Annotated in this window: 21 protein-coding genes; 11 read left to right on the top strand and 10 right to left on the bottom strand. The window is 68.4% G+C overall.

Features of this window, described 5'->3' with window-relative positions; genetic code table 11:
- Positions 1-297: 297 nt before the first annotated feature.
- Positions 298-768: a hypothetical protein gene (locus tag ACFWIW_RS38085; RefSeq protein WP_378372930.1), complete on the top strand. Its 471-nt coding sequence runs from the start codon at positions 298-300 to the stop codon at positions 766-768.
- A 90-nt stretch (positions 769-858) separates the two neighbouring features.
- On the opposite strand, the gene ACFWIW_RS38090 is transcribed toward ACFWIW_RS38085, so the two are convergent.
- Positions 859-999 carry a hypothetical protein gene (locus ACFWIW_RS38090; protein ID WP_378372931.1) on the bottom strand — a complete coding sequence of 47 codons (141 nt, stop codon included), beginning with the start codon at positions 997-999 and terminating at the stop codon, positions 859-861.
- A gap of 62 nt (positions 1000-1061) precedes the next feature.
- Complete coding sequence (locus tag ACFWIW_RS38095) at positions 1062-2327, bottom strand: LuxR C-terminal-related transcriptional regulator (RefSeq protein ID WP_378372932.1); 1266 nt, start codon at positions 2325-2327, stop codon at positions 1062-1064.
- A 144-nt stretch (positions 2328-2471) separates the two neighbouring features.
- Here ACFWIW_RS38095 and ACFWIW_RS38100 point away from each other — a divergent pair, with 144 nt between their 5' ends.
- The 7 genes from ACFWIW_RS38100 (at position 2472) to phoU (ending at position 8269) form a co-directional block, all read left to right on the top strand.
- Positions 2472-3557 (top strand): S-(hydroxymethyl)mycothiol dehydrogenase, encoded by a 1086-nt coding sequence (locus ACFWIW_RS38100; RefSeq protein ID WP_378372933.1) that lies wholly within the window; start codon positions 2472-2474, stop codon positions 3555-3557.
- Positions 3554-4186: an MBL fold metallo-hydrolase gene (locus ACFWIW_RS38105; protein ID WP_378372934.1), complete on the top strand. Its 633-nt coding sequence runs from the start codon at positions 3554-3556 to the stop codon at positions 4184-4186. Before ACFWIW_RS38100 ends, ACFWIW_RS38105 begins: the two co-directional genes overlap by 4 nt.
- Positions 4187-4335: 149 nt before the next feature.
- Positions 4336-4662: a PadR family transcriptional regulator gene (locus ACFWIW_RS38110; protein ID WP_378372935.1), complete on the top strand. Its 327-nt coding sequence runs from the start codon at positions 4336-4338 to the stop codon at positions 4660-4662.
- Complete coding sequence (locus ACFWIW_RS38115) at positions 4659-5015, top strand: DUF1048 domain-containing protein (RefSeq protein ID WP_378372936.1); 357 nt, start codon at positions 4659-4661, stop codon at positions 5013-5015. The genes ACFWIW_RS38110 and ACFWIW_RS38115 overlap by 4 nt, the downstream gene beginning before the upstream one ends.
- A 1-nt stretch (position 5016) precedes the next feature.
- Positions 5017-5343 (top strand): DUF1048 domain-containing protein, encoded by a 327-nt coding sequence (locus ACFWIW_RS38120; protein ID WP_378372937.1) that lies wholly within the window; start codon positions 5017-5019, stop codon positions 5341-5343.
- Between the two features lie 154 nt (positions 5344-5497).
- Positions 5498-7477, top strand: coding sequence for an amino acid transporter (locus tag ACFWIW_RS38125; protein WP_378372938.1), 1980 nt, complete (start codon positions 5498-5500; stop codon positions 7475-7477).
- Between the two features lie 108 nt (positions 7478-7585).
- On the top strand, positions 7586-8269 hold the full coding sequence (gene phoU / locus ACFWIW_RS38130; RefSeq protein WP_378372939.1) for a phosphate signaling complex protein PhoU: 684 nt from the start codon (positions 7586-7588) through the stop codon (positions 8267-8269).
- 7 nt (positions 8270-8276) lie between these two features.
- Here phoU and ACFWIW_RS38135 read toward each other — a convergent pair whose 3' ends face one another.
- The 3 genes from ACFWIW_RS38135 to ACFWIW_RS38145 all read right to left on the bottom strand — a co-directional run bounded on the left by ACFWIW_RS38135 (position 8277) and on the right by ACFWIW_RS38145 (position 11534).
- The gene (locus ACFWIW_RS38135; protein WP_378372940.1) at positions 8277-9098 is read right to left on the bottom strand and encodes an SDR family NAD(P)-dependent oxidoreductase; all 822 of its coding nucleotides are present in this window, start codon (positions 9096-9098) and stop codon (positions 8277-8279) included.
- A 238-nt stretch (positions 9099-9336) separates the two neighbouring features.
- The gene (locus ACFWIW_RS38140; protein ID WP_378372941.1) at positions 9337-11136 is read right to left on the bottom strand and encodes an APC family permease; all 1800 of its coding nucleotides are present in this window, start codon (positions 11134-11136) and stop codon (positions 9337-9339) included.
- Positions 11133-11534: a hypothetical protein gene (locus ACFWIW_RS38145; RefSeq protein ID WP_378372942.1), complete on the bottom strand. Its 402-nt coding sequence runs from the start codon at positions 11532-11534 to the stop codon at positions 11133-11135. The genes ACFWIW_RS38140 and ACFWIW_RS38145 overlap by 4 nt, the downstream gene beginning before the upstream one ends.
- A 177-nt stretch (positions 11535-11711) precedes the next feature.
- On the opposite strand from ACFWIW_RS38145, the gene ACFWIW_RS38150 reads away from it, so the two are divergent.
- Complete coding sequence (locus tag ACFWIW_RS38150; RefSeq protein WP_378372943.1) at positions 11712-12473, top strand: ABC transporter ATP-binding protein; 762 nt, start codon at positions 11712-11714, stop codon at positions 12471-12473.
- 10 nt (positions 12474-12483) lie between these two features.
- A complete protein-coding gene (locus ACFWIW_RS38155; RefSeq protein WP_378372944.1) occupies positions 12484-13245 on the top strand; it encodes an ABC transporter permease in 762 nt (253 codons plus the stop codon).
- Positions 13246-13256: 11 nt separating this feature from the next.
- Here the strand turns inward: ACFWIW_RS38155 and ACFWIW_RS38160 are convergent, their stop codons facing one another.
- Both ACFWIW_RS38160 and ACFWIW_RS38165 read right to left on the bottom strand, forming a co-directional pair.
- Complete coding sequence (locus tag ACFWIW_RS38160; protein ID WP_044850598.1) at positions 13257-13487, bottom strand: hypothetical protein; 231 nt, start codon at positions 13485-13487, stop codon at positions 13257-13259.
- Between the two features lie 73 nt (positions 13488-13560).
- The gene (locus ACFWIW_RS38165; protein ID WP_378372945.1) at positions 13561-14337 is read right to left on the bottom strand and encodes a hypothetical protein; all 777 of its coding nucleotides are present in this window, start codon (positions 14335-14337) and stop codon (positions 13561-13563) included.
- Between the two features lie 61 nt (positions 14338-14398).
- Here ACFWIW_RS38165 and ACFWIW_RS38170 point away from each other — a divergent pair, with 61 nt between their 5' ends.
- A complete protein-coding gene (locus ACFWIW_RS38170; RefSeq protein ID WP_378372946.1) occupies positions 14399-14956 on the top strand; it encodes an SMI1/KNR4 family protein in 558 nt (185 codons plus the stop codon).
- Between the two features lie 3 nt (positions 14957-14959).
- On the opposite strand, the gene ACFWIW_RS38175 is transcribed toward ACFWIW_RS38170, so the two are convergent.
- Genes ACFWIW_RS38175 through ACFWIW_RS38185 form a run of 3 tightly spaced genes read right to left on the bottom strand, consistent with a single transcriptional unit; the run spans position 14960 to position 17392 of the window.
- Positions 14960-16324, bottom strand: coding sequence for an MFS transporter (locus ACFWIW_RS38175; RefSeq protein WP_378372947.1), 1365 nt, complete (start codon positions 16322-16324; stop codon positions 14960-14962).
- Positions 16325-16352: 28 nt separating this feature from the next.
- Positions 16353-17138 (bottom strand): ArsR/SmtB family transcription factor, encoded by a 786-nt coding sequence (locus ACFWIW_RS38180; RefSeq protein WP_378372948.1) that lies wholly within the window; start codon positions 17136-17138, stop codon positions 16353-16355.
- A 56-nt stretch (positions 17139-17194) separates the two neighbouring features.
- On the bottom strand, positions 17195-17392 hold the full coding sequence (locus ACFWIW_RS38185; protein ID WP_378372949.1) for a hypothetical protein: 198 nt from the start codon (positions 17390-17392) through the stop codon (positions 17195-17197).
- Positions 17393-17847: the final 455 nt, after the last annotated feature.

Below are 17847 nucleotides of genomic sequence, written 5' to 3' on the forward strand. Positions count from 1 at the left end.
GCGTCCAAGTGGGTGACCGCGCTGGCCTGAACGGGGTTCGCCAGTGGTCGATCGACGTGTTGCGTGTCCGGACATACCTCCATTGGAGTGTTTTCGGTGATCGATCTGTTGGGCCGGCCCTCTTTGGCGCTACCGTCGATTTCTGTTCGGGGGAGTTCGGCTACTGGGGTCTTTGGTTTCGGAAATGGGACCCGGCTGTCGATTTTATCGTGTGATCGCCGAATATCCGGGAACCGCCGCAATATTCGGCTCAATCGGAGAACAATGCCTGCCGGTCCGACCATGAGGAGAATCACCATGACACGCAAGGGAATTCTGAGCAGAATCGCGGCCGTCACCGGGGCCGCGGCCTTGGCCTTCACCGCGGCACCCGGGGTCGCCGCCGCGTCGACGGAGGCCGAATCACTGTTCTGGATCAGGTTCGCCGCGGGCGTTCAACGCTGTTTGGACTCCAATTCCGCGGGCAGCGTGTACACGCATGTTTGCCAGGACAGGAACAACAATCAGAAGTGGAACAACTACGCGCCCGGAAAGTTCAAGAACAAGGCGACCGGGCTGTGCCTTGCCGCCGGGACGTCGTCGGTGTTCGCCGGGTCGTGCGAGGTCAATGCCAGCGACTGGCGGACGTCGTCCACGACGAACAAGTACTTCACCAACGTGTCGACCGGTCTTTGCCTGCACAACAGTGGCGGCCAGGCGGAGGCCGTCGGGCTGCGGGTCTGCCGTGCGGGAACCGCGTTGTGGACCGTGACGAAGCTGAGGAGCTGACCGGCCGTTGTCCCGCCCTGCCTGGCTCGCCGAGGGATCGGCGAACGGCGAGCCGGGCAGGGGCGAGTGGCCGGACTCGGCTTGACTCCGTCAGCCGTTCAACGCGGCCTCGTACTCCTTCGCTTGGTTCGGTGTCAGGAATCGCGACACCCGCACCAGCACGGGGCCTTTCAAGTAGTCGTATTCGCCGGCCGCGGGCAGATTCTTGGCCACGGACTGGATGAAGTCCATTCGCGCTTTCGCGCCGGCCTGATCCCGGGTATACCGGTCGAGGCCGGATCGTGATCGTCGTTTCACGGCACGGCGGTCTGGGGGCCGGAGACCCCGGCACTCAAGGCCAAGGCCGCGGCCTCACCCCGCGACGTGACGTTCAGTTTCTTCAGCAGGCCCGCGACGTGGAATTTGACCGTGCTTTCGGTGATGCCGAGCGCGGCGGCGATGGACTTGTTGCGTTGTCCTTGTGCCACGAGCCGTAGCACTTCGAGTTCGCGGGGGTTGAGATCCGCCAGCTGAGTCTCGTCGACCCGGCCCGCGGCGGGTTCGAACGGGAGGTCGATGGTGACACGGCTGCCCCAGCCTGCGATGGCGTCGATCTCGACGGTGGCCCCCAGCGTTTTCGCGCGTCCGTCGAGCTGCGCTCGCAGGCCGTGGACGTCGAGGTTCCCGGATTCCTGGTCCCGCACATCGAGGTGCAGCGCGGTGCTGTCGCTCGACCAGGCGATCCGGAGGCGGGTCAGATCCGGCTGACCGGTGAAGGCCAGGACCGCCGCGCACGTCATCGCCCTGGCGGCATGGGCGATCTCGCCCGGTACCGGCCGCCCGTTCTTCGCCGGGGCCGTGAACTCCAGCTCCGCGTCGTGGTGGCGCAGCATCTGCCGGATTTCCCGCCGCAGCCTGCCGAAGGCGGCATGCGCGGGCTCTTCGGACTGCGCGAGATCGGTTTCCCTGGCCGATCGGAGCGCGACCAGCGCGGCGGAGGCGGAGTCGGTCGCGGCGAGCCGGGCGCGGTGGTCGTCCAGCCGGGTGGAGCGCAGTGTGGTGAGGATCGTGACGAGCGCGGTTTCGTGTGCCGCGGCCATCTCGGTGATCGTCCTGGCGCGTTCGCTGGATGCCGCGCGGGATTCGGCGAGGTAGTCGGGGCTGGCCTGGGTCACCTGCTGGCGGATCGAGGTCGCGACGATGCCGAAGACCTCGGCCAGCGGAGCGGGACGCGGGAAGCGGGCCCGGCTCGACCGGGGGACGAGGACGAGCAGGGTGCCGATCGGGTCCTGCACGGCCCAGACCGTCCGGGTGGCGCCACCGAGAGTGGCCGTCGTCGTCAGCTGCCCGCCGGGCGGCACGCTCGCTTTGAGCGCTTCGAGTTCGGCGATGGTGACCTTGTCGGTGATCTCCCGGGCGCCGGTGACCTTGCGAGGCCGTCCGGTGCACTCCCGGGTGAAGATGACCAGGGCCTGGTGTGGCCAGCCGTCGGCGAGGAAACGCGAAAAACGGTCGGCGATCTCGCGCAGCGGGCCCTCGATGACGTCGCGCAGCGCGGTCAGGTCGGCGGAGTCGGGCATCGGGTGAGTCTAGGCGCTCCTGGTCGAAAGGACAGGAACCACTGGACCGATGACCAGGTCGCCGCCGCGCGTTTCCGGCCTAGCCTCACGTGAAGCATGCGCTCACGTGCATGCCTGTGTCGTCGAACGGTGGAGGAACAGGGAATGCCACAGCAGGTGCGCGGGGTGATCGCCCGGTCGCGGAACGCTCCGGTGGAGCTGACGGACATCGTGATCCCGGACCCCGGGCCCGGCGAGGTCGTCGTGTCGATCGCGGCTTGCGGGGTCTGCCACACGGATCTGACCTACCGCGACGGCGGTATCAACGACGAGTTCCCGTTCCTACTCGGTCACGAGGCCGCGGGCACCGTGGAAAGCGTCGGCGAGGGCGTGGATTCCGTGCGGCCGGGGGATTTCGTCGTCCTCAACTGGCGCGCGGTGTGCGGACAGTGCCGGGCCTGCAAACGCGGACGTCCGCAGTACTGCTTCGACACGTTCAACGCGACACAGAAGATGACGCTGACCGACGGCACCGAGCTGACCCCGGCGCTGGGCATCGGCGCGTTCGCGGACAAGACACTCGTCCACGCCGGACAGTGCACGAAGGTCGATCCCGCGGCGGACCCGGCCGTCGCGGGCCTGCTCGGCTGCGGCGTGATGGCCGGGCTCGGCGCGGCGGTCAACACCGGCGCCGTCGGCCGCGGGGACTCGGTCGCGGTCATCGGCTGCGGTGGTGTCGGTGACGCCGCCATCGCCGGGGCCCGGCTGGCGGGCGCGGGCACGATCATCGCGGTCGACCGCGACGAACGGAAGCTCGCGTGGGCCCGTGAACTCGGCGCGACCCACACCGTCGACGCGAGCGATACCGACACGGTCGCCGCGATCCAGGAACTGACCGGCGGTTTCGGCGCCGACGTCGTCATCGACGCGGTCGGCCGCCCGGAGACGTGGAAAGCGGCCTTCTACGCCCGTGACCTGGCCGGCACTGTGGTCCTGGTCGGCGTCCCGACACCGGACATGCGCCTGGAGATGCCGCTGATCGACTTCTTCTCCCGCGGTGGCGCCCTGAAGTCGTCCTGGTACGGCGATTGCCTGCCGGAGCGGGACTTCCCGATGCTGATCGACCTGTACCTCCAGGGCCGGTTGCCGCTGGAGCGGTTCGTGACCGAGCGGATCGCGCTCGACGGTGTCGAGAAGGCCTTCCACGCCATGCATGCCGGTGAAGTACTGCGTTCGGTGGTGATCCTGTGAGCGGGAACCTGCGGATCGAGCGCGTCGTCACCGCCGGGGTCTTCGAACTCGACGGGGGGAGCTGGGACGTCGACAACAACGTCTGGCTCGTCGGGGACGACGACGAGGTCGTGATCGTGGACGCCGCGCACGACGAGAAGACCATCACCGGGGCAGTGGGCGGCCGTGCCGTCGTCGCCGTCGTCTGCACCCACGGTCACAACGACCATGTCACCGTCGCTCCGCAGCTGAGTGAACACCTGCACGCGCCTGTCGTGCTGCATCCGGGGGATCGGGAGCTGTGGGAGATGACCCATCCCGGCAGCCGTTTCCGCGGTACGGAGGACGGTGAACGGATCGCCGTCGCCGGTACGGAGCTCGAGGTCATCCACACGCCGGGGCATTCGCCGGGCTCGATCTGCCTGCACCTGCCCGAGGCCAAGGCGCTGTTCTCCGGGGACACGCTGTTCTCGGGCGGGCCCGGCGCGACGGGACGCTCGTTCTCCGACTTCCCGACGATCATTTCCTCGATCAGGGAACGGCTTTTCGCCTTGCCCGAGGACACCAAGGTCCACACCGGACACGGCGACCACACCACGATCGGTGCCGAAGCGCCACATCTGGCCGAATGGATCGCCCGCGGACACTGAGGTCAGAGCCCGAACTGTCCACAAAGCCCCGGAAACCCGCGCGGTTTCCGGGGCTTTGTCGTGGAACCGGACGTTCGCGACTCGCGGTACTCTGTGCTACTTTGTACTGGTACTCAGTGATACTGGGTACTGGGCAGTGAAGGGGCGCCATGGACGGTTTGACCGAGATGCTGAAGGGCACGCTCGAGGGTTGTGTGCTGGAGATCGTCGGCGGTGAGGAGACCTATGGGTACGCCATCACGCGCCGGTTGAACGAGCTCGGCTTCGCGGAGGTGGTCGAGGGGACGGTGTACGCCATCCTGCTGCGGCTGGAGAAGAACGGTCTGGTCCAGGTGACGAAACGGCCGTCCGAGCAGGGGCCGCCGCGCAAGTTCTACGCGCTCAACGATTCGGGTCGCGCGGAACTCGCGAGGTTCTGGGCGAAATGGGAGTACGTCAGTTCGCGGATCGACAAGCTCAAAGAGGGTGGGAAATGAACTTCTGGGAGACCATCACGGGTAGCGATCTCACCAGGGAGTGGAAGGCGTTCGAAGGCAGGGCGGCGGTCTTGCCCGCCGACCACCGGTCGGCGTGGGAACAGATCAAGGGGCATCTTTCGCTCTATTCGGACTTCACCGGCCGGAACCTGATGCCGATTCTCGACGGCGCTTTGGTGCTGCTGGAGGAAACGGCGGCGGAGGGGCAGAGCGCGCGCGACGTGCTGGGCGATGACATCGAGGGTTTCTGCGCGGCGCTGGCCGGCGAGGAGCGGGGCCGTGGCTATCGCGACCGCTGGCGCGAGCAGCTGAACCGGAACGTCGCAAGGAAACTGAAGCAGCTGGGAGGCTGACGTGGGCATCCAGGACATCATCGAGGGCAAGAAGCAGTGGCGCGCGCACGTGGCACGGGTCAAAACGCTCCCGCCGGATTATCGGATCGTCTACAAGGAGATGCAGAAGTACCTGTTCAAGGTGGGGCCGGTCGAGCTGGCCGACGGACCTCTGCTCTCCGGGATCGTGGACTTCTTCGAGGAGGGTGCCGGGTCCGGCAAGGGAGTGCTGGAACTCGTCGGTGGGGACGTGGCCGCCTTCTGTGACGATTTGATCAAGGACACGCCGACCTACGCGGAGGCCTATCAGGAGTCCATCGGCGGAAACCCCGGCGGGGATGGGAAGTAGCCCGCCGCAAGCGGCACGTCCGCTAGTCGCGCGACATTGACGTTTTCTTTACGGCCGGCTCGGTGATTCTTGGCGCTGGATCGTTAGTGTCCGCGTCGGTGTGCGGCCACCTCCTGGTGGAGGTGGCGCAGAAGACGCGGGGAGGACCAGGGGTATGACCGAGGTGCCGGAATACGTCGTCCCGGAGCGGGTGGACAGTCCGGACCGGCAGCCGGCGCCGACGGGCAAGGTCGGCCGGTGGCTGATGGAGCACCGGGTCCAGCCGGTGGGGCCGGAGAGCCACGAGGAGCACGCGACGCCGCAGTCGTGGTGGAAGGTCATGTGCCTCACCGGCGTGGATTATTTCTCCACGTTGTCTTATTTGCCCGGTATCGCGGCGCTGGCCGCGGGTGCGTTGTCGCCGCTGGCGACCCTCCTGATCGTCGCGTTGACCCTGCTGGGCATGCTGCCGATGTACCGGCGAGTGGCGAAGGAAAGCCCGCGCGGCCAGGGGTCGGTCGCGATGCTGGAGAACCTGTTGCCGTTCTGGCGCGGCAAGATCTTCGTCCTGGTACTGCTGGGTTTCGTCGCGACCTCGTGGATCATCACCATCACCCTGTCCTCGGCGGACGCCACGGTGCACGCGCTGGAGAACCCCGTCACCCCGTCGTTCCTGCACGGGCACGAGGTGCTGATCACGGTGATCCTGCTGCTGATCCTGGGCGGGGTCTTCCTGCTCGGGTTCAGTGAAGCGGTCGGGGTCGCGATCCCGCTGGTCGCGGTCTTCCTGGTGCTCAACGCCGTCGTCGTGGTCGCCGGGATCGGCGAGGTGATCGCCGAGCCCGGAGCGTTCGACCGCTGGCTCGACGCGCTCACCTCCGGCGGAGGCGGCTTCGGGGGTGTGGTCGGCCCGGCGATCCTGGCGTTCCCGTTGCTGGTGCTCGGATTGTCCGGTTTCGAGACCGGCGTGAGCATGATGCCGCTGGTGGCGGCCAAGGGGGAGAACGCCGAGCAGAAGCTGGCGAGCCGGATCCGCAACACCCGCAAGCTGCTGACCGCCGCCGCGCTGATCATGTCGGTGTACCTGATCGCGACGAGTTTCGTCACCACGGTCCTGGTGCCTGCCGAGGCGTTCAAACCGGGCGGCGAGGCGAACGGCCGGGCGCTGGCGTATCTCGCGCACGAGCTGCTCGGCGAATGGGTCGGTACCGCCTACGACATCAGCAGCATCTTGATCCTGTGGTTCGCCGGGGCGTCGGCGATGGCCGGGTTGATCAACATCGTGCCGCGTTATCTGCCCGCGTACGGGATGGCGCCGGAGTGGGCCCGCGCGGTCCGCCCGGTGGTGCTGGTCTACACCGCGATCTGCGTGCTGGTGACGATCATCTTCAACGCCGACGTCAACGCCCAGGCCGGGGCGTACGCCACTGGGATCCTCGCGATGATGGTGTCCGCGTCGGTCGCGGTGGCCATCTCGGCGGCGAAGAAGCGCCGGCGCAAGGCCGCGATCGCGTTCGCCGTCCTGACCCTGATCCTGATCTACGCGTTGGTGGAGAACGTGATCGAGAAGCCCGACGGCCTCACGATCTCCGCGTTCTTCATCCTCGGGATCATCGTGGTGTCGCTGGTCTCGCGGGTCACCCGCACCACGGAACTGCGGGTGGAGCACATCGAGTTCGACGAACCCGCCCGCCGGTTCGTCACCGATTCGATCGCCCACGACGGCGCGCTGACCATCATCGCGAACCGCCGCCAGGCCGGGGACGCCGACGAGTACCGGGCGAAGGAGGCGGAGCAGCGCGGCATGAACCCGGTGCCGGGCGCCGCCGACGTCCTGTTCCTGGAGATCGACGTCATCGACCCGTCCGGGTTCAGCGACGTGCTGAAGATCCGCGGTGTCGAGATCGAAGGATTCCGGGTGCTGCGCGTGGAAAGCCCGGCCGCGCCGAACGCGATCGCGGCCGTCCTGCTCGCGTTGCGCGACGCCACCGGGGTGCGGCCGCAGTGTCATTTCGAATGGAGCGAGGGCAATCCCCTCGGGCACCTGTTCCGCTACCTGATCCTCGGCCGCGGCGACACCGCGCCGGTGGTCCGCGAGATCATCCGCACCAGCGAACGCGATCCGGCGCTGCGGCCGGGTATCCACGTCGGCTGACGACAGGCGTCAACAAGAGGTCGATGTCCGGGCGATCGGCGTACTGTTCCCGTGAAATTCGGTCTCGTGTCACCGAGAAGTGATTCCCGCCGCACGAGGATCGGGTGTATGCGCACCTCGTACCACGAACAACTCGATCGGCTCGTCGCCCGGCTGCTGCGGACGTCGCGGTTGGTCGCCGACATGATGGACCGGGCCGGAACGGCCTTGGTCGAAGCCGACGGCGGGCTGGCGCGCGAGGTCATCGCCGACGGCGAGACCCTGGACCGGGCCAAGGCGGAGGCGGAGGGACACGCACACGCGATCTTGGCGTTGCAGTCGCCGGTGGCGACCGATCTGCGGGTCGTGCTGGCGGCGATCCACGCCGTCGGCGACCTCGACCGGATGGGACGGCTGGCGATTCACGTCGCCGAGGCCGTCGAGCGCAGATACCCGGCCCGGGTGGTGCCGCAGGTCCTCGTGCCTCGGTTCGTCGAAATGGGCCGCATCGCGGTGTGGCTGGCGGTGATGGCCGGGCAGGCCGTCCAGAGCCGCGACGCGGTACTCGCGCGGACGCTCATCAGTGTCGACGACGACATGGACGACCTGCACCGGACGATCTTCACGGTGATCGACTACCAGGACTGGGCCTACGGCACCACGAAAGCGGTCGACGCGGCCTTGTTGAGCCGATACTACGAACGGTTCGCCGATCACGCGGTCTCGCTGGCGAAGCAGACCACGTTCGTCGTCACCGGCCGTCCGGAATGGACGGACGCGGTGCCCGCGCAGGGCGGTGCGCGGATCGCCTAGACCTCGTTCAGAGCTGTCGCTTGTCGAAGAGGGTCAGGCGTTCACTGAGCGACCACAGCTTCCGTACGTCCTCGGGATCGACGGCGGCGGCCGCGGCCTTCGCGGGCAACCGGCCGTCGTAGTAGCCGCCGTTGAGCACCTTGGCCCAGGGGTTCGCCAGCCGGGCGACGGGTTCGGCGCCTTCCGCGACCGGACGGCCGCGGTAGCTGTATCCCGGAAGCATCCCGGTGGCGATGATGCCCGGGTGCACACTGACGGCTTCCCGTACCTTCGGCCGGAACTCGGTCAGCGCGGTGGTCATCATGGTGAGCGCGAGTTTGGACTGCGCGTAGGCGGCGCCTCGGTTGTAGCGGCGCTTCCAGTTGAGGTCGTTCCAGTTGATCCGCCCACCGCGGTGCAGCGAGGAGGACACGTTCACCACACGGCTCACCTCGGAGCGATCGAGCGCGTCCTCGAGCAGCCGGGTCAGGAGGTACGGGGCGAGATAGTTGACCTGCACGGTCTGTTCGTGACCGTCCTTGGTGAGCACCCGCCCGTGCGGTCCGGTGATCCCGGCGTTGTTGACCAGGACGTCGAGGCGGGGGCAGGACTCGGCGACGGCGACGGCGAGGTCGATGACCTGGCGCAGATCGGTGAAGTCGGCGACGACGGGCCGGAGCCTCCGCGCGTCGACGCCGGATTTCACCAGCCGGTCACAGGATTCGTCGCTTTCCTCGCGGGTGCGGGCATGGGCGAGCACCGTGCAGCCTTCGGCGAGGAGCAGCCGGGCGGTCTCGAAACCGATGCCGTCCGATGCTCCGGTGAGCAGGACTGTGGGACTGTCGTTCATTGGTCCATCCACAAAGGACTCATGGGCGCGTTCGATCGCGCCGGGGGCCGGAAAGATCAACGGCCGGCCGGGGAATCGCCGGTATCGGAGGTATCGCCGACCGGCACCGGATGAGGTGGCCGGTCGTCGTGGCGCACGGCCCACGCGTGCCCTCTGCCCATGGCTCCAGCCAAACGCGTCCGCGCCCGGGGAGCAAGATCGGCCGATCCGGTTTTACGGATTCCTTCCGCGGCAACGTTCACCGGGCGGTCAACCGGAAACGCATCCGGCAGACGACGGCGTCCGAGCGTCGGCGCAGAGCGCGGGCGAGCACGCCGCCGCGCCGGTTCTGCAGGATCCGCTGCCACCAGTGCTCCGGTTCGACCTCGGCGATCAGGACGAAGACGTGCCGGTCGCCGACTGTGCGCAGGTGTTCCACCAGCGGCTCGCCGAGACGCCGTCGTTCGTCGTGGAGCTGGACCAGCGTCACTCCGGGATGCCACTTCTCCCAGTCCGCGACGAAATCCCGCGCGGACTGGCCGTCGTCGGGATGGACGACGTGCACCGCCTCGACGTGGTCGCCGAGCGACAACGCGGCGGCGAGCGCGTCACGGGTCAGGCGGGAGACGGTGTGGACGGGGACGATGACGAGTGAACGGTGCGGTCGCGGGGGAGCGGGGGTCAGGCCGAGCCCGAGCCGCTCACCGATTCGGCGGTAGCTCCGTTCCACCCATTCCATGACCGCCACCAGCAGCGGCAGCGCGACGACGATCAGCCAGCCGCCCTCGCCGAATTTGGTCGTCGTCACCACGATCGCCGCGGCTCCGGTGAGCAGCGCGCCGAAGCCGTTGAGCGTGGCCTTGCCGCGCCAGCCGGACGGGCGGGTCCGCCGCCAGTGCCGGACCATCCCGATCTGGGAGAGGGTGAACCCGACGAACACCCCGATCGCGAACAGCGGGACCAAGGTGTTCATGTCGCCGTCCGTGATCACGAGCAGCAGGGCCGCGGTGACGGCGAGGAAGCCGACGCCGTAGCGGTACACCTGGCGTTCCGCGCGCAGGGCGAACACATGCGGCAGCTTGTTGTGCTTGGCGAGCAACTGGGCGAGCACGGGCAGGCCGCCGAAGGACGTGTTCGCGGCCAAGGCGAGCAGCACCACGGTCGAGAACTGCACCAGGTAGAAACCGAAGCCGTCGCCCAGCGCCGCGGTCGTCACCTGCGAGAGCACGGTGACGCCGTCCACCGGATGGATGGCGAATTTCCCGATCAGCACGGCGATCCCGAGGAGCATCACGCCGAGCAGACCGCCCAGCGCGATCTCCGCGTGCTGCGCGCGCCGTACCCGGGGCTTGCGGAACGACGGTACGGCGTTGGCGATCGCCTCGACTCCGGTCAGCGCCGCGCAGCCGTTCGCGAAAGCCTTGAGCAGCAACAGAATGCCGACCGTCTGGAGGTTCTGCGCGTGTTCCGGCGCGACGACCGCCGCGGCCGGGCCGGACCGGAACAGGCCGGCGACGATCACGGACAGGATCGCGCCGACGTAGATCACGGTGGGCACGACGAACACCCGCGCGCTCTCGGCGATGCCGCGAAGGTTCACGCCGGTGACCAAGGCCAGCACGCCGAGGCACAGCCACAGCGTGTACGGCAGCAGCCCGGGGAACGCCGACGTCAGCGCGGCCACCCCGGCCGCCACCGACACCGCGACGTTGAGCACGTAGTCGACGATCAGCGATGCCGCCGCCACCAGTGAGGCCCGGCGCCCGAGGTAGGTCCGGCTGACCCCGTAGGCGCCGCCGCCGTCGGGGAACGCGGCGATCACCTGACGGTAGGACAGGGTCAGCACGCCCAGCAGTACCGCGATCGCGAGTGTGACCGGCACCGTGAAGCCCAATCCCGCACCGCCGGCGACGGCCAGCACGATGACGATGGCTTCGGGTCCGTAGGCGACCGACGCCATCGCGTCCAAGGACAGCGCGGCGAGTCCGCCGACGACGGACAGGCGGTGGCGTTCGGAGTGGTCGGTACCGCTTTCGGGGCGGGTGAGTGTCGTGGTCACGCCGTCAGCTTGGGGTTCCGCTGGTCTCCGGTCCGAGGGCGTTGACGGGTTCTTGACACCGAATCGGGTGAACCCGATGCCGGCCTGACGTCCCGCGACAAGAACGCGAAACCGCTGGCGCCCAAGGCATTGAGCGCGAACACGAGAGCGTCGTGCTCGGCAGGATGCCCCAGTACGAGCCAAGAGTGCAGAAGCCAGCAGATCGCCGCGGTGGCGAAGGTGGCCCGTGCGGTGCCGAGCAGGGCGACGGCATCGATCACGGCGACCATGAGCAACACGGAAACGAGCGGCTGAGGTGAACCGCCCGCCCGGGCGAGGAAAGCCACGGCGAGGGCACCGGCGAAGCCCAGGGGACAGCTGATCGAGGCGGGGACCGGGATCCGGCGTGCGGTACGCATCCCGATAGCTGAACCGGTCGCGTCCACCGGCTGAAGGGCCGCTTACGTACTTCGCATGCCGGACGGCCCGGTCTTGACGTCACCACTACACCCGGAGGTGCTTGCGCGTCCGGTAGTCAGCGATACTATGTACCGGTAGTCAGTGATGCTGAGTAGCAGGAAAGGGGGGGCGGCCCGATGGCGACACGAGCTCAGGCGATCCGGGTGCGAGGCCTGGAGAAGTCGTACAAGACGCTGCATGTGCTGCGGGGTGTGGATTTCGACGTGGAAAGGGGCGGTATCTTCGCGCTCCTCGGGTCGAACGGGGCGGGTAAGACCACGGTCGTGCGGATCCTGTCCACGTTGCTCAAGACGGACGCGGGGACGGCGACCGTCGATGGCCTGGACGTCACCACGCATCCGGCGAGCGTGCGGGAGGTCATCAGCCTCACCGGTCAGTTCGCCGCTGTCGACGAGATCCTCAGCGGACGCGAGAACCTGGTGCTCGTCGCCCGGCTGAGACATCTGAAGCGGCCGGGCAAGATCGCCGACGACCTGCTGGAGCGGTTCTCGCTGATGGAGGCGGGCGCGCGGAAGGTCTCGACGTATTCGGGCGGGATGCGCAGGCGACTGGACATCGCCATGAGCCTCATCGGGAATCCGCCGGTGATCTTCCTCGACGAGCCGACCACCGGGCTCGACCCCGAGGCGCGGATCGAGGTGTGGGCCGCGGTGAAGGAACTCGCCGCCCGCGGTACGACCGTGCTGCTGACGACGCAGTATCTGGACGAGGCCGAGCAGCTCGCCGACCGGATCGCGATCCTCCACAAAGGACGGATCATCGTGAACGGCACGCTCGCCGAGCTCAAGCGGCTGCTCCCGCCGGCCAAGGTCGAATACGTCGAGAAACAGCCGTCGCTCGAGGACGTCTTCCTTGCTGTCGTCGGCGCGGACAAGTAGGGGGAACACCGTGAACAAGCACTTCTTCGGCGACACCACCGTCCTTTTGGGACGATCGGTGAAGCATGTGACGCGCAGTATGGACACCATCATCACGACCGCGATGATGCCGGTCGCCATGATGCTCATGTTCGTCTACGTGTTCGGCGGCGCGATCGACACCGGGGCGGATTCGTATGTGAACTACCTGCTGCCCGGGATCCTGCTGATCACGGTCGCGTCGGGCGTCGCCTACACCGCGCTGAGACTCTTCACCGACATGAAGAGCGGGATCTTCGAACGCTTCCAATCCCTGCCGATCGCGCGCTCGGGCGTGCTGTGGGCGCATGTGCTGACCTCGCTCGTCGCCAACCTGGTCTCACTGGTGATCGTCATGGGCGTGGCCCTCGTCATGGGCTTCCGTTCAGGAGCGGGATTGGGGGCGTGGCTCGCGGTGGCGGGCATCCTGCTCCTGTTCACGCTGGCGCTGACCTGGCTGGCGGTGATCCCCGGTCTCTCCGCGAAATCCGTGGACGGTGCGGGCGCGTTCTCCTACCCCCTCATCTTCCTGCCGTTCCTCAGCTCGGCGTTCGTGCCGACCGCCACCATGCCCGGCCCGGTACGGGCCTTCGCCGAACACCAGCCGGTGACCTCGATCGTGAACGCCCTGCGCGCCCTGCTCACCGGCCAGCCGGTCGCCACCGATATCTGGACGGCCCTCGCCTGGTGCGGCGGCCTCCTCGTCGTCGCGTACTTCTTCGCCACGATCACCTACCGGCGCAAGATCTCCTGACCCGGGGCCGCTCAGTCGTCCGGGCCGCGCAACGTCAGGACGACGCGGAGCACGTGTTCCACCGCGGCGGGGAACACCGCTCCGCGTAGTTCGCCGCGGCTCGCGAGGGTGTGCCCGGCGAAGTCCAGCATCCGGTCCTCGCCGAGCCGCCGGACGGTCAGCGTGGCCACTTCTTCGAGGTCGAGATCGGGATGGTCCATGCGGGTCAGCGCGAACTCGATGAGCAGCTGCTCGTCCGTCATTTCCCACCTCCGCCTCACTTTCAGGATACGGCGGCCGGGGTCGGGGCAGGTCGCGAAGTGGCCCCCGGCGGGCTCACCGCCGGAACCAGCCCCGCCGCTTCACGGGGTTTTCCGGCTGTAGCCCCAAACTTCCGGTCAGGAAGAAGGTCCCGGACACGACGTTGCCGGGCGCGGGTGTCCGGTCGAGCTCGGTGGTCGCGATGGCGACGTCGAGTTCGATCGCCGCGATGGTGCGGACCCGGATCCGATGGAACGCCGTGCCGGTGACGGTGTTCACGGGAGTTCCGGCCTCGACGACCTCGCCGGCGAACAGCGCGTGGGCGGAGGGCGTCCAGCCGGGCGCGGGTTCTCCGGGCGGGAAGGTGCCGGAAGGAATGAAGTGGTCGGCGGCGAATTCCGGTTCACCGTCCTGCGAGGCCGAATACGCGTCGGCGTCGGCGTGCACGGTGATTTCCTCGGCCAGCGCCGCCAGTACCAGGGAACCGGATTCGAGCCGCCCGCCGGAGTGGGCGAGGACCGCCCGGTCTTCCAGTTCGACCGCGATGGGGCAGATCAACTCTCCGCCGGCACCGTCCAGGAGGTCGAGCATCGCGGTCTCGTCGTCGACGAGGCGGACGTCGCCGACGGGCACCGCGGGCGCGGTGCCCGCCAGGCACGGCAGAAGGAACTCGATCCCACCGTGGTGGACCTGCGCGACCAACCGGGCACCGGACGGATCGGTCCAGACGTGCTCGCTGATCTTCTTGGTGATCCGCCGGGTGGTGCCCGCGCCGATCAGGGAAACCACCCGTTCCCCGAGCTCTTCCTGGCTTGTGACGCCGATCCCGATCGTCCCGAAGTGGCTGGACACGCTGACTCCCCCTGGTTCCGTGATCCACCGCAGACTACGGGAGCGGTGAATACTGGCCGCCATGAACCAGACCGCCCGCGAGTTCGCCCGGTTGCGCGGCATCATCGAGCGGGAACTGCCCGACGCCGCACCGTTCTTGCCCGGAGCGTCCGAGCACGACCTCGACCGGCTCGCCACCGGGACCGGGCTCGTCCTGCCGTCCGAACTCCGTGACCTCCTGAGTGTGTCGGCGGGCCAAGACGATCCCGGCGAACTGAACGGCCCGCTCAACTTCCATCATTTCCTCACCGTCGACGAGATCATCGAGATGCACCGGATGCTCACCGACGCGGTCGGCCATATGGCCGAACCCGTCGGACAGCCCGCCTGGCTCCGGTGGACGGTGTGGTCGGAGTCCTGGTTGCCGTGCCTCGCGTTCCAAGGCGATTGCTATTTCCTCGACCTGGCGCCCGGCGACCGTGGCACCTTCGGACAGGTCGTGTCCCGCCCCAACGTGCCGGACCTCGGTGAGCCGATCGCGCCGTCGCTCTCCGCGTTCCTCGCGCGTGCCGCGGACCTCGTCGATGCCGGGCACGTCAAGGTCGAAGAAAGCACACTCGTCGTTCCCGATCTCTACTGACCTTCACGTGGTGCGTACCCGGCCGGAGATGGTGAGCCAGGTCAGCCCGAGCGCGGCCGCCCAGACGGCCGCGCCGATCACGCCGACCGTGTGCAGTCCCGAGACGAACCCGGCGCCGTCGGTTGGCGTCCCGGCGACAGCCCCGTAGACGGCGACGGCCAGGGCGCCGGCCGCCTGCCGGGACGTGTTGTTGACCCCGCTGGCGAGCCCGGCGCGGTCGGCGGGGACCGAGCGGACCGCGGCGGCCACGACGGCGGCGGTCATCAGGCCCATGCCGATGCCCAGGCCGAGCAGGACCGGAAGCAGCCGGAGGTATCCGCTGTCCGGTTCCAGCCCGATCATCGCCAGTGATCCGGCCGCGCCGACGAGGAGACCGCAGGTCAGCGGTAGCCGGGGGCCGTGGTGTCCGGTGAGGCGGCCGGTGACCGGCGCCAGCGCCGCCAGCGGGACGAACAACGGCAACAGCATCAGACCGGCGGTGAACGCGCTCCGGTGCTGCACGGTCTGCAGGTACAGCGTCACGACGAAGATCGTCCCGATCCCCACCAGGTTCATCGCCGCCGCCACCAGGTTCGCCCCGGTGAACGCGGGTTCCCGCAAGAGGCTCAGCGGGAGCAGCGGTTCGGCCGCCCGGTGTTCCCGCCAGCCGAACCCGGCGAGCGCGAGCACGGCGGCGAGCAGCGCGAGCGGTTCGCCCGCGATGACGGCGTATACCGTCGCGGCCAGGGTCGTCGTCGCCAGGACGATGCCGGGGATGTCGAGCCGTCGCGGGTGCTCGTCGGTGCTTTCGGCGACCAGGCGCAGGGTCAGCGGGATCGCGGCCACGACGATCGGCAGATTGATCAGGAAGACGGTCCGCCAGCCCACACCCGAGACCAGCGCGCCGCCGATCAGCGGCCCCGCGGGCAGCGCGAGCGCCGAGACGCCCGCCCAGACACCGACCGCCCGCGCCTGCTCGGTCCGCCCGGGGAAGGCCCGGGTGATGACGGCGAGGGTGCCGGGCAGCAGCATCGCCGCGCCGATGCCCTGCAACGCACGGCCGCCGACCAGGGTGGCGACATCGGGGGCGACCCCGCATACCAGCGACGCCATCCCGAACACGCCGAGCCCGCACAGGACCACCCGTTTGTGACCGTAGCGGTCACCCAGCGTGCCTCCCGCCAGCAGCAGGCTGGCCAGGACGACCGCGTAGCCGTCGACCACCCACTGCTGGCCGCGCAACCCGGTGTGCAGGCCCTCGGCGATCTGCGGCAGCGCGACATTGACGATCGTGACGTCCAGCTGTACCAGGAACATCCCGACGCACATGACGGTCAGCAGCAGTCGCCGTCTTGTCGAGGCGGGCCGTTCCGTCGCGGTCGAAGCCATCGAGCGCTCGTCCTCCGTTTCTCCGGTGTCACGCCACCTTCGGCGCCGCGAAGTCGAAACCGAAGACCTCGGCGAACCCTTCGCGACCCTCGTCGGTCACCCGTAGCGCGCGGGGGACACCGTTCGCCCGCCGGGTCACCCAGCCCAGTTGTTCGACCCGGGCCAGCAGCGCCGCGCCGAGGGCACCGGCCAGGTGGTGCCGTTGTTCGGTCCAGTCGACGCAGTAGCGCACGACCTTCCGCCGACCCGCCGGGACCACCACGCCCAGCTCGCCGAAGAACTTCCAGCCGGCCTCGGTGATCCGGTACTCGATGTCGTTGCCAGGCGTGGAAAGCCGGTCGTTGCCCGCGGACTCCGGATGATGCAGCCCGTCGCCACCGTCGAGCGCGTCGTTGGCGAGCAACGAGCGCATCACCTCGACACCGAGCCTGCCCGCCATGTGGTCGTAACAGGTCCGTGCCGTGCGCAGCGTCCGTGCCCGGCCGGCTCCGCGCAGCGAGCGGACCGGCCGCGGCGGAGCCAGTCGTGCCAGGGCTTCCAGCGCTTCGGCGACCCGGGCGGACGCCAGTTCGTAGTAGGCGTGGCGGCCCTGCCTGCGGACCCGCAGGAGATCGCCTTCGGTCAGCCTGGCCAGATGCGCGCTCGCCGTCGACGGCGCCACCCCGGCCTCCGCCGCCAGCACGGACATCGGCAACGCGCGGCCGTCCAGCAGCGCCAACAGGATCGCCGACCGGGCGGGATGGCCGACCAGTTCGGCGGGAGTGGTGAAATCCGCTTCCCCGCCGAGCCGGGCGGTCTCGTACTTCCTGGCCATACCTCCACCGTAGGACGCTTTCGTTTCGCTTCCGGACGAAACATGGGCGCCGTTCGTCAGGCCGGTCCCAGCAGACGGTAGAGCAGCGCCGCTCGCAGGGAAACCCGGCGCTGAACTCCCTCGAAATAGTGAACATTGGGCAGTGCCGTGCTTTCCGGCGGCAGCTCACCCGCACGCGGCCCGGTGTGGAAGACGTGGGCGTGCGCACCGACCGTGCTGAGCAACCGCCGGTCGAACACGTATTCCGGGGCCAACGGGGCGGCGTCCGGATCCCGCCGGGCGGCGGGGACGTGGAAGTCCGGAAGTTCGAACGGGATTCGGAGCCTTCTACCAGATCGACCGCATTGTCCACTTCGAACGAACTGACGCCGTGTTCCTCCATAAAGGACTCTTCGTCCAGGTCGACACCGCGGCCGGGAGGCGGCAGGAAGACGATGCGGGCGATCCCCAGCCGGCACAGCGCGATCAGGGTCGATCTCGTGGCCCGGCAGCCCGGATCACCGACCAGGCCGATGGTCGCCCCGTCGAGTGAACCCGGTGTCCGGCCGATCATCCAGCTGTCCGGCAGGCCTTGCGTGGGATGCTCGCGTTCACCGGTGCCGGCGGGTGGCCGTCGCTATCGAGTGGTTGAGGGGTGCGGCCTCGTGCCGTTCGTGTTGGGTTTTCCACAGTGGCAACCAGAAACATTTAGGAATTGGGTTTTGCCAAA

The organism is Amycolatopsis sp. NPDC058340 (assembly GCF_042723975.1).
Classification (GTDB): domain Bacteria; phylum Actinomycetota; class Actinomycetes; order Mycobacteriales; family Pseudonocardiaceae; genus Amycolatopsis.

Excerpts from the sequence above, each read along its gene's own strand:
- ACFWIW_RS38150 (WP_378372943.1), top strand. The coding sequence starts at position 11,712 with ATGGCGACACGAGCTCAGGCGATCCGGGTGCGAGGCCTGGAGAAGTCG.
- ACFWIW_RS38085 (WP_378372930.1), top strand. The coding sequence starts at position 298 with ATGACACGCAAGGGAATTCTGAGCAGAATCGCGGCCGTCACCGGGGCC.
- phoU (WP_378372939.1), top strand. The coding sequence starts at position 7,586 with ATGCGCACCTCGTACCACGAACAACTCGATCGGCTCGTCGCCCGGCTG.
- ACFWIW_RS38145 (WP_378372942.1), bottom strand. The coding sequence starts at position 11,534 with ATGCGTACCGCACGCCGGATCCCGGTCCCCGCCTCGATCAGCTGTCCC.
- ACFWIW_RS38180 (WP_378372948.1), bottom strand. The coding sequence starts at position 17,138 with ATGGCCAGGAAGTACGAGACCGCCCGGCTCGGCGGGGAAGCGGATTTC.
- ACFWIW_RS38115 (WP_378372936.1), top strand. The coding sequence starts at position 4,659 with ATGAACTTCTGGGAGACCATCACGGGTAGCGATCTCACCAGGGAGTGG.
- ACFWIW_RS38095 (WP_378372932.1), bottom strand. The coding sequence starts at position 2,327 with ATGCCCGACTCCGCCGACCTGACCGCGCTGCGCGACGTCATCGAGGGC.
- ACFWIW_RS38125 (WP_378372938.1), top strand. The coding sequence starts at position 5,498 with ATGACCGAGGTGCCGGAATACGTCGTCCCGGAGCGGGTGGACAGTCCG.
- ACFWIW_RS38175 (WP_378372947.1), bottom strand. The coding sequence starts at position 16,324 with ATGGCTTCGACCGCGACGGAACGGCCCGCCTCGACAAGACGGCGACTG.
- ACFWIW_RS38135 (WP_378372940.1), bottom strand. The coding sequence starts at position 9,098 with ATGAACGACAGTCCCACAGTCCTGCTCACCGGAGCATCGGACGGCATC.
- ACFWIW_RS38100 (WP_378372933.1), top strand. The coding sequence starts at position 2,472 with ATGCCACAGCAGGTGCGCGGGGTGATCGCCCGGTCGCGGAACGCTCCG.
- ACFWIW_RS38090 (WP_378372931.1), bottom strand. The coding sequence starts at position 999 with ATGGACTTCATCCAGTCCGTGGCCAAGAATCTGCCCGCGGCCGGCGAA.
- ACFWIW_RS38110 (WP_378372935.1), top strand. The coding sequence starts at position 4,336 with ATGGACGGTTTGACCGAGATGCTGAAGGGCACGCTCGAGGGTTGTGTG.
- ACFWIW_RS38170 (WP_378372946.1), top strand. The coding sequence starts at position 14,399 with ATGAACCAGACCGCCCGCGAGTTCGCCCGGTTGCGCGGCATCATCGAG.
- ACFWIW_RS38160 (WP_044850598.1), bottom strand. The coding sequence starts at position 13,487 with ATGACGGACGAGCAGCTGCTCATCGAGTTCGCGCTGACCCGCATGGAC.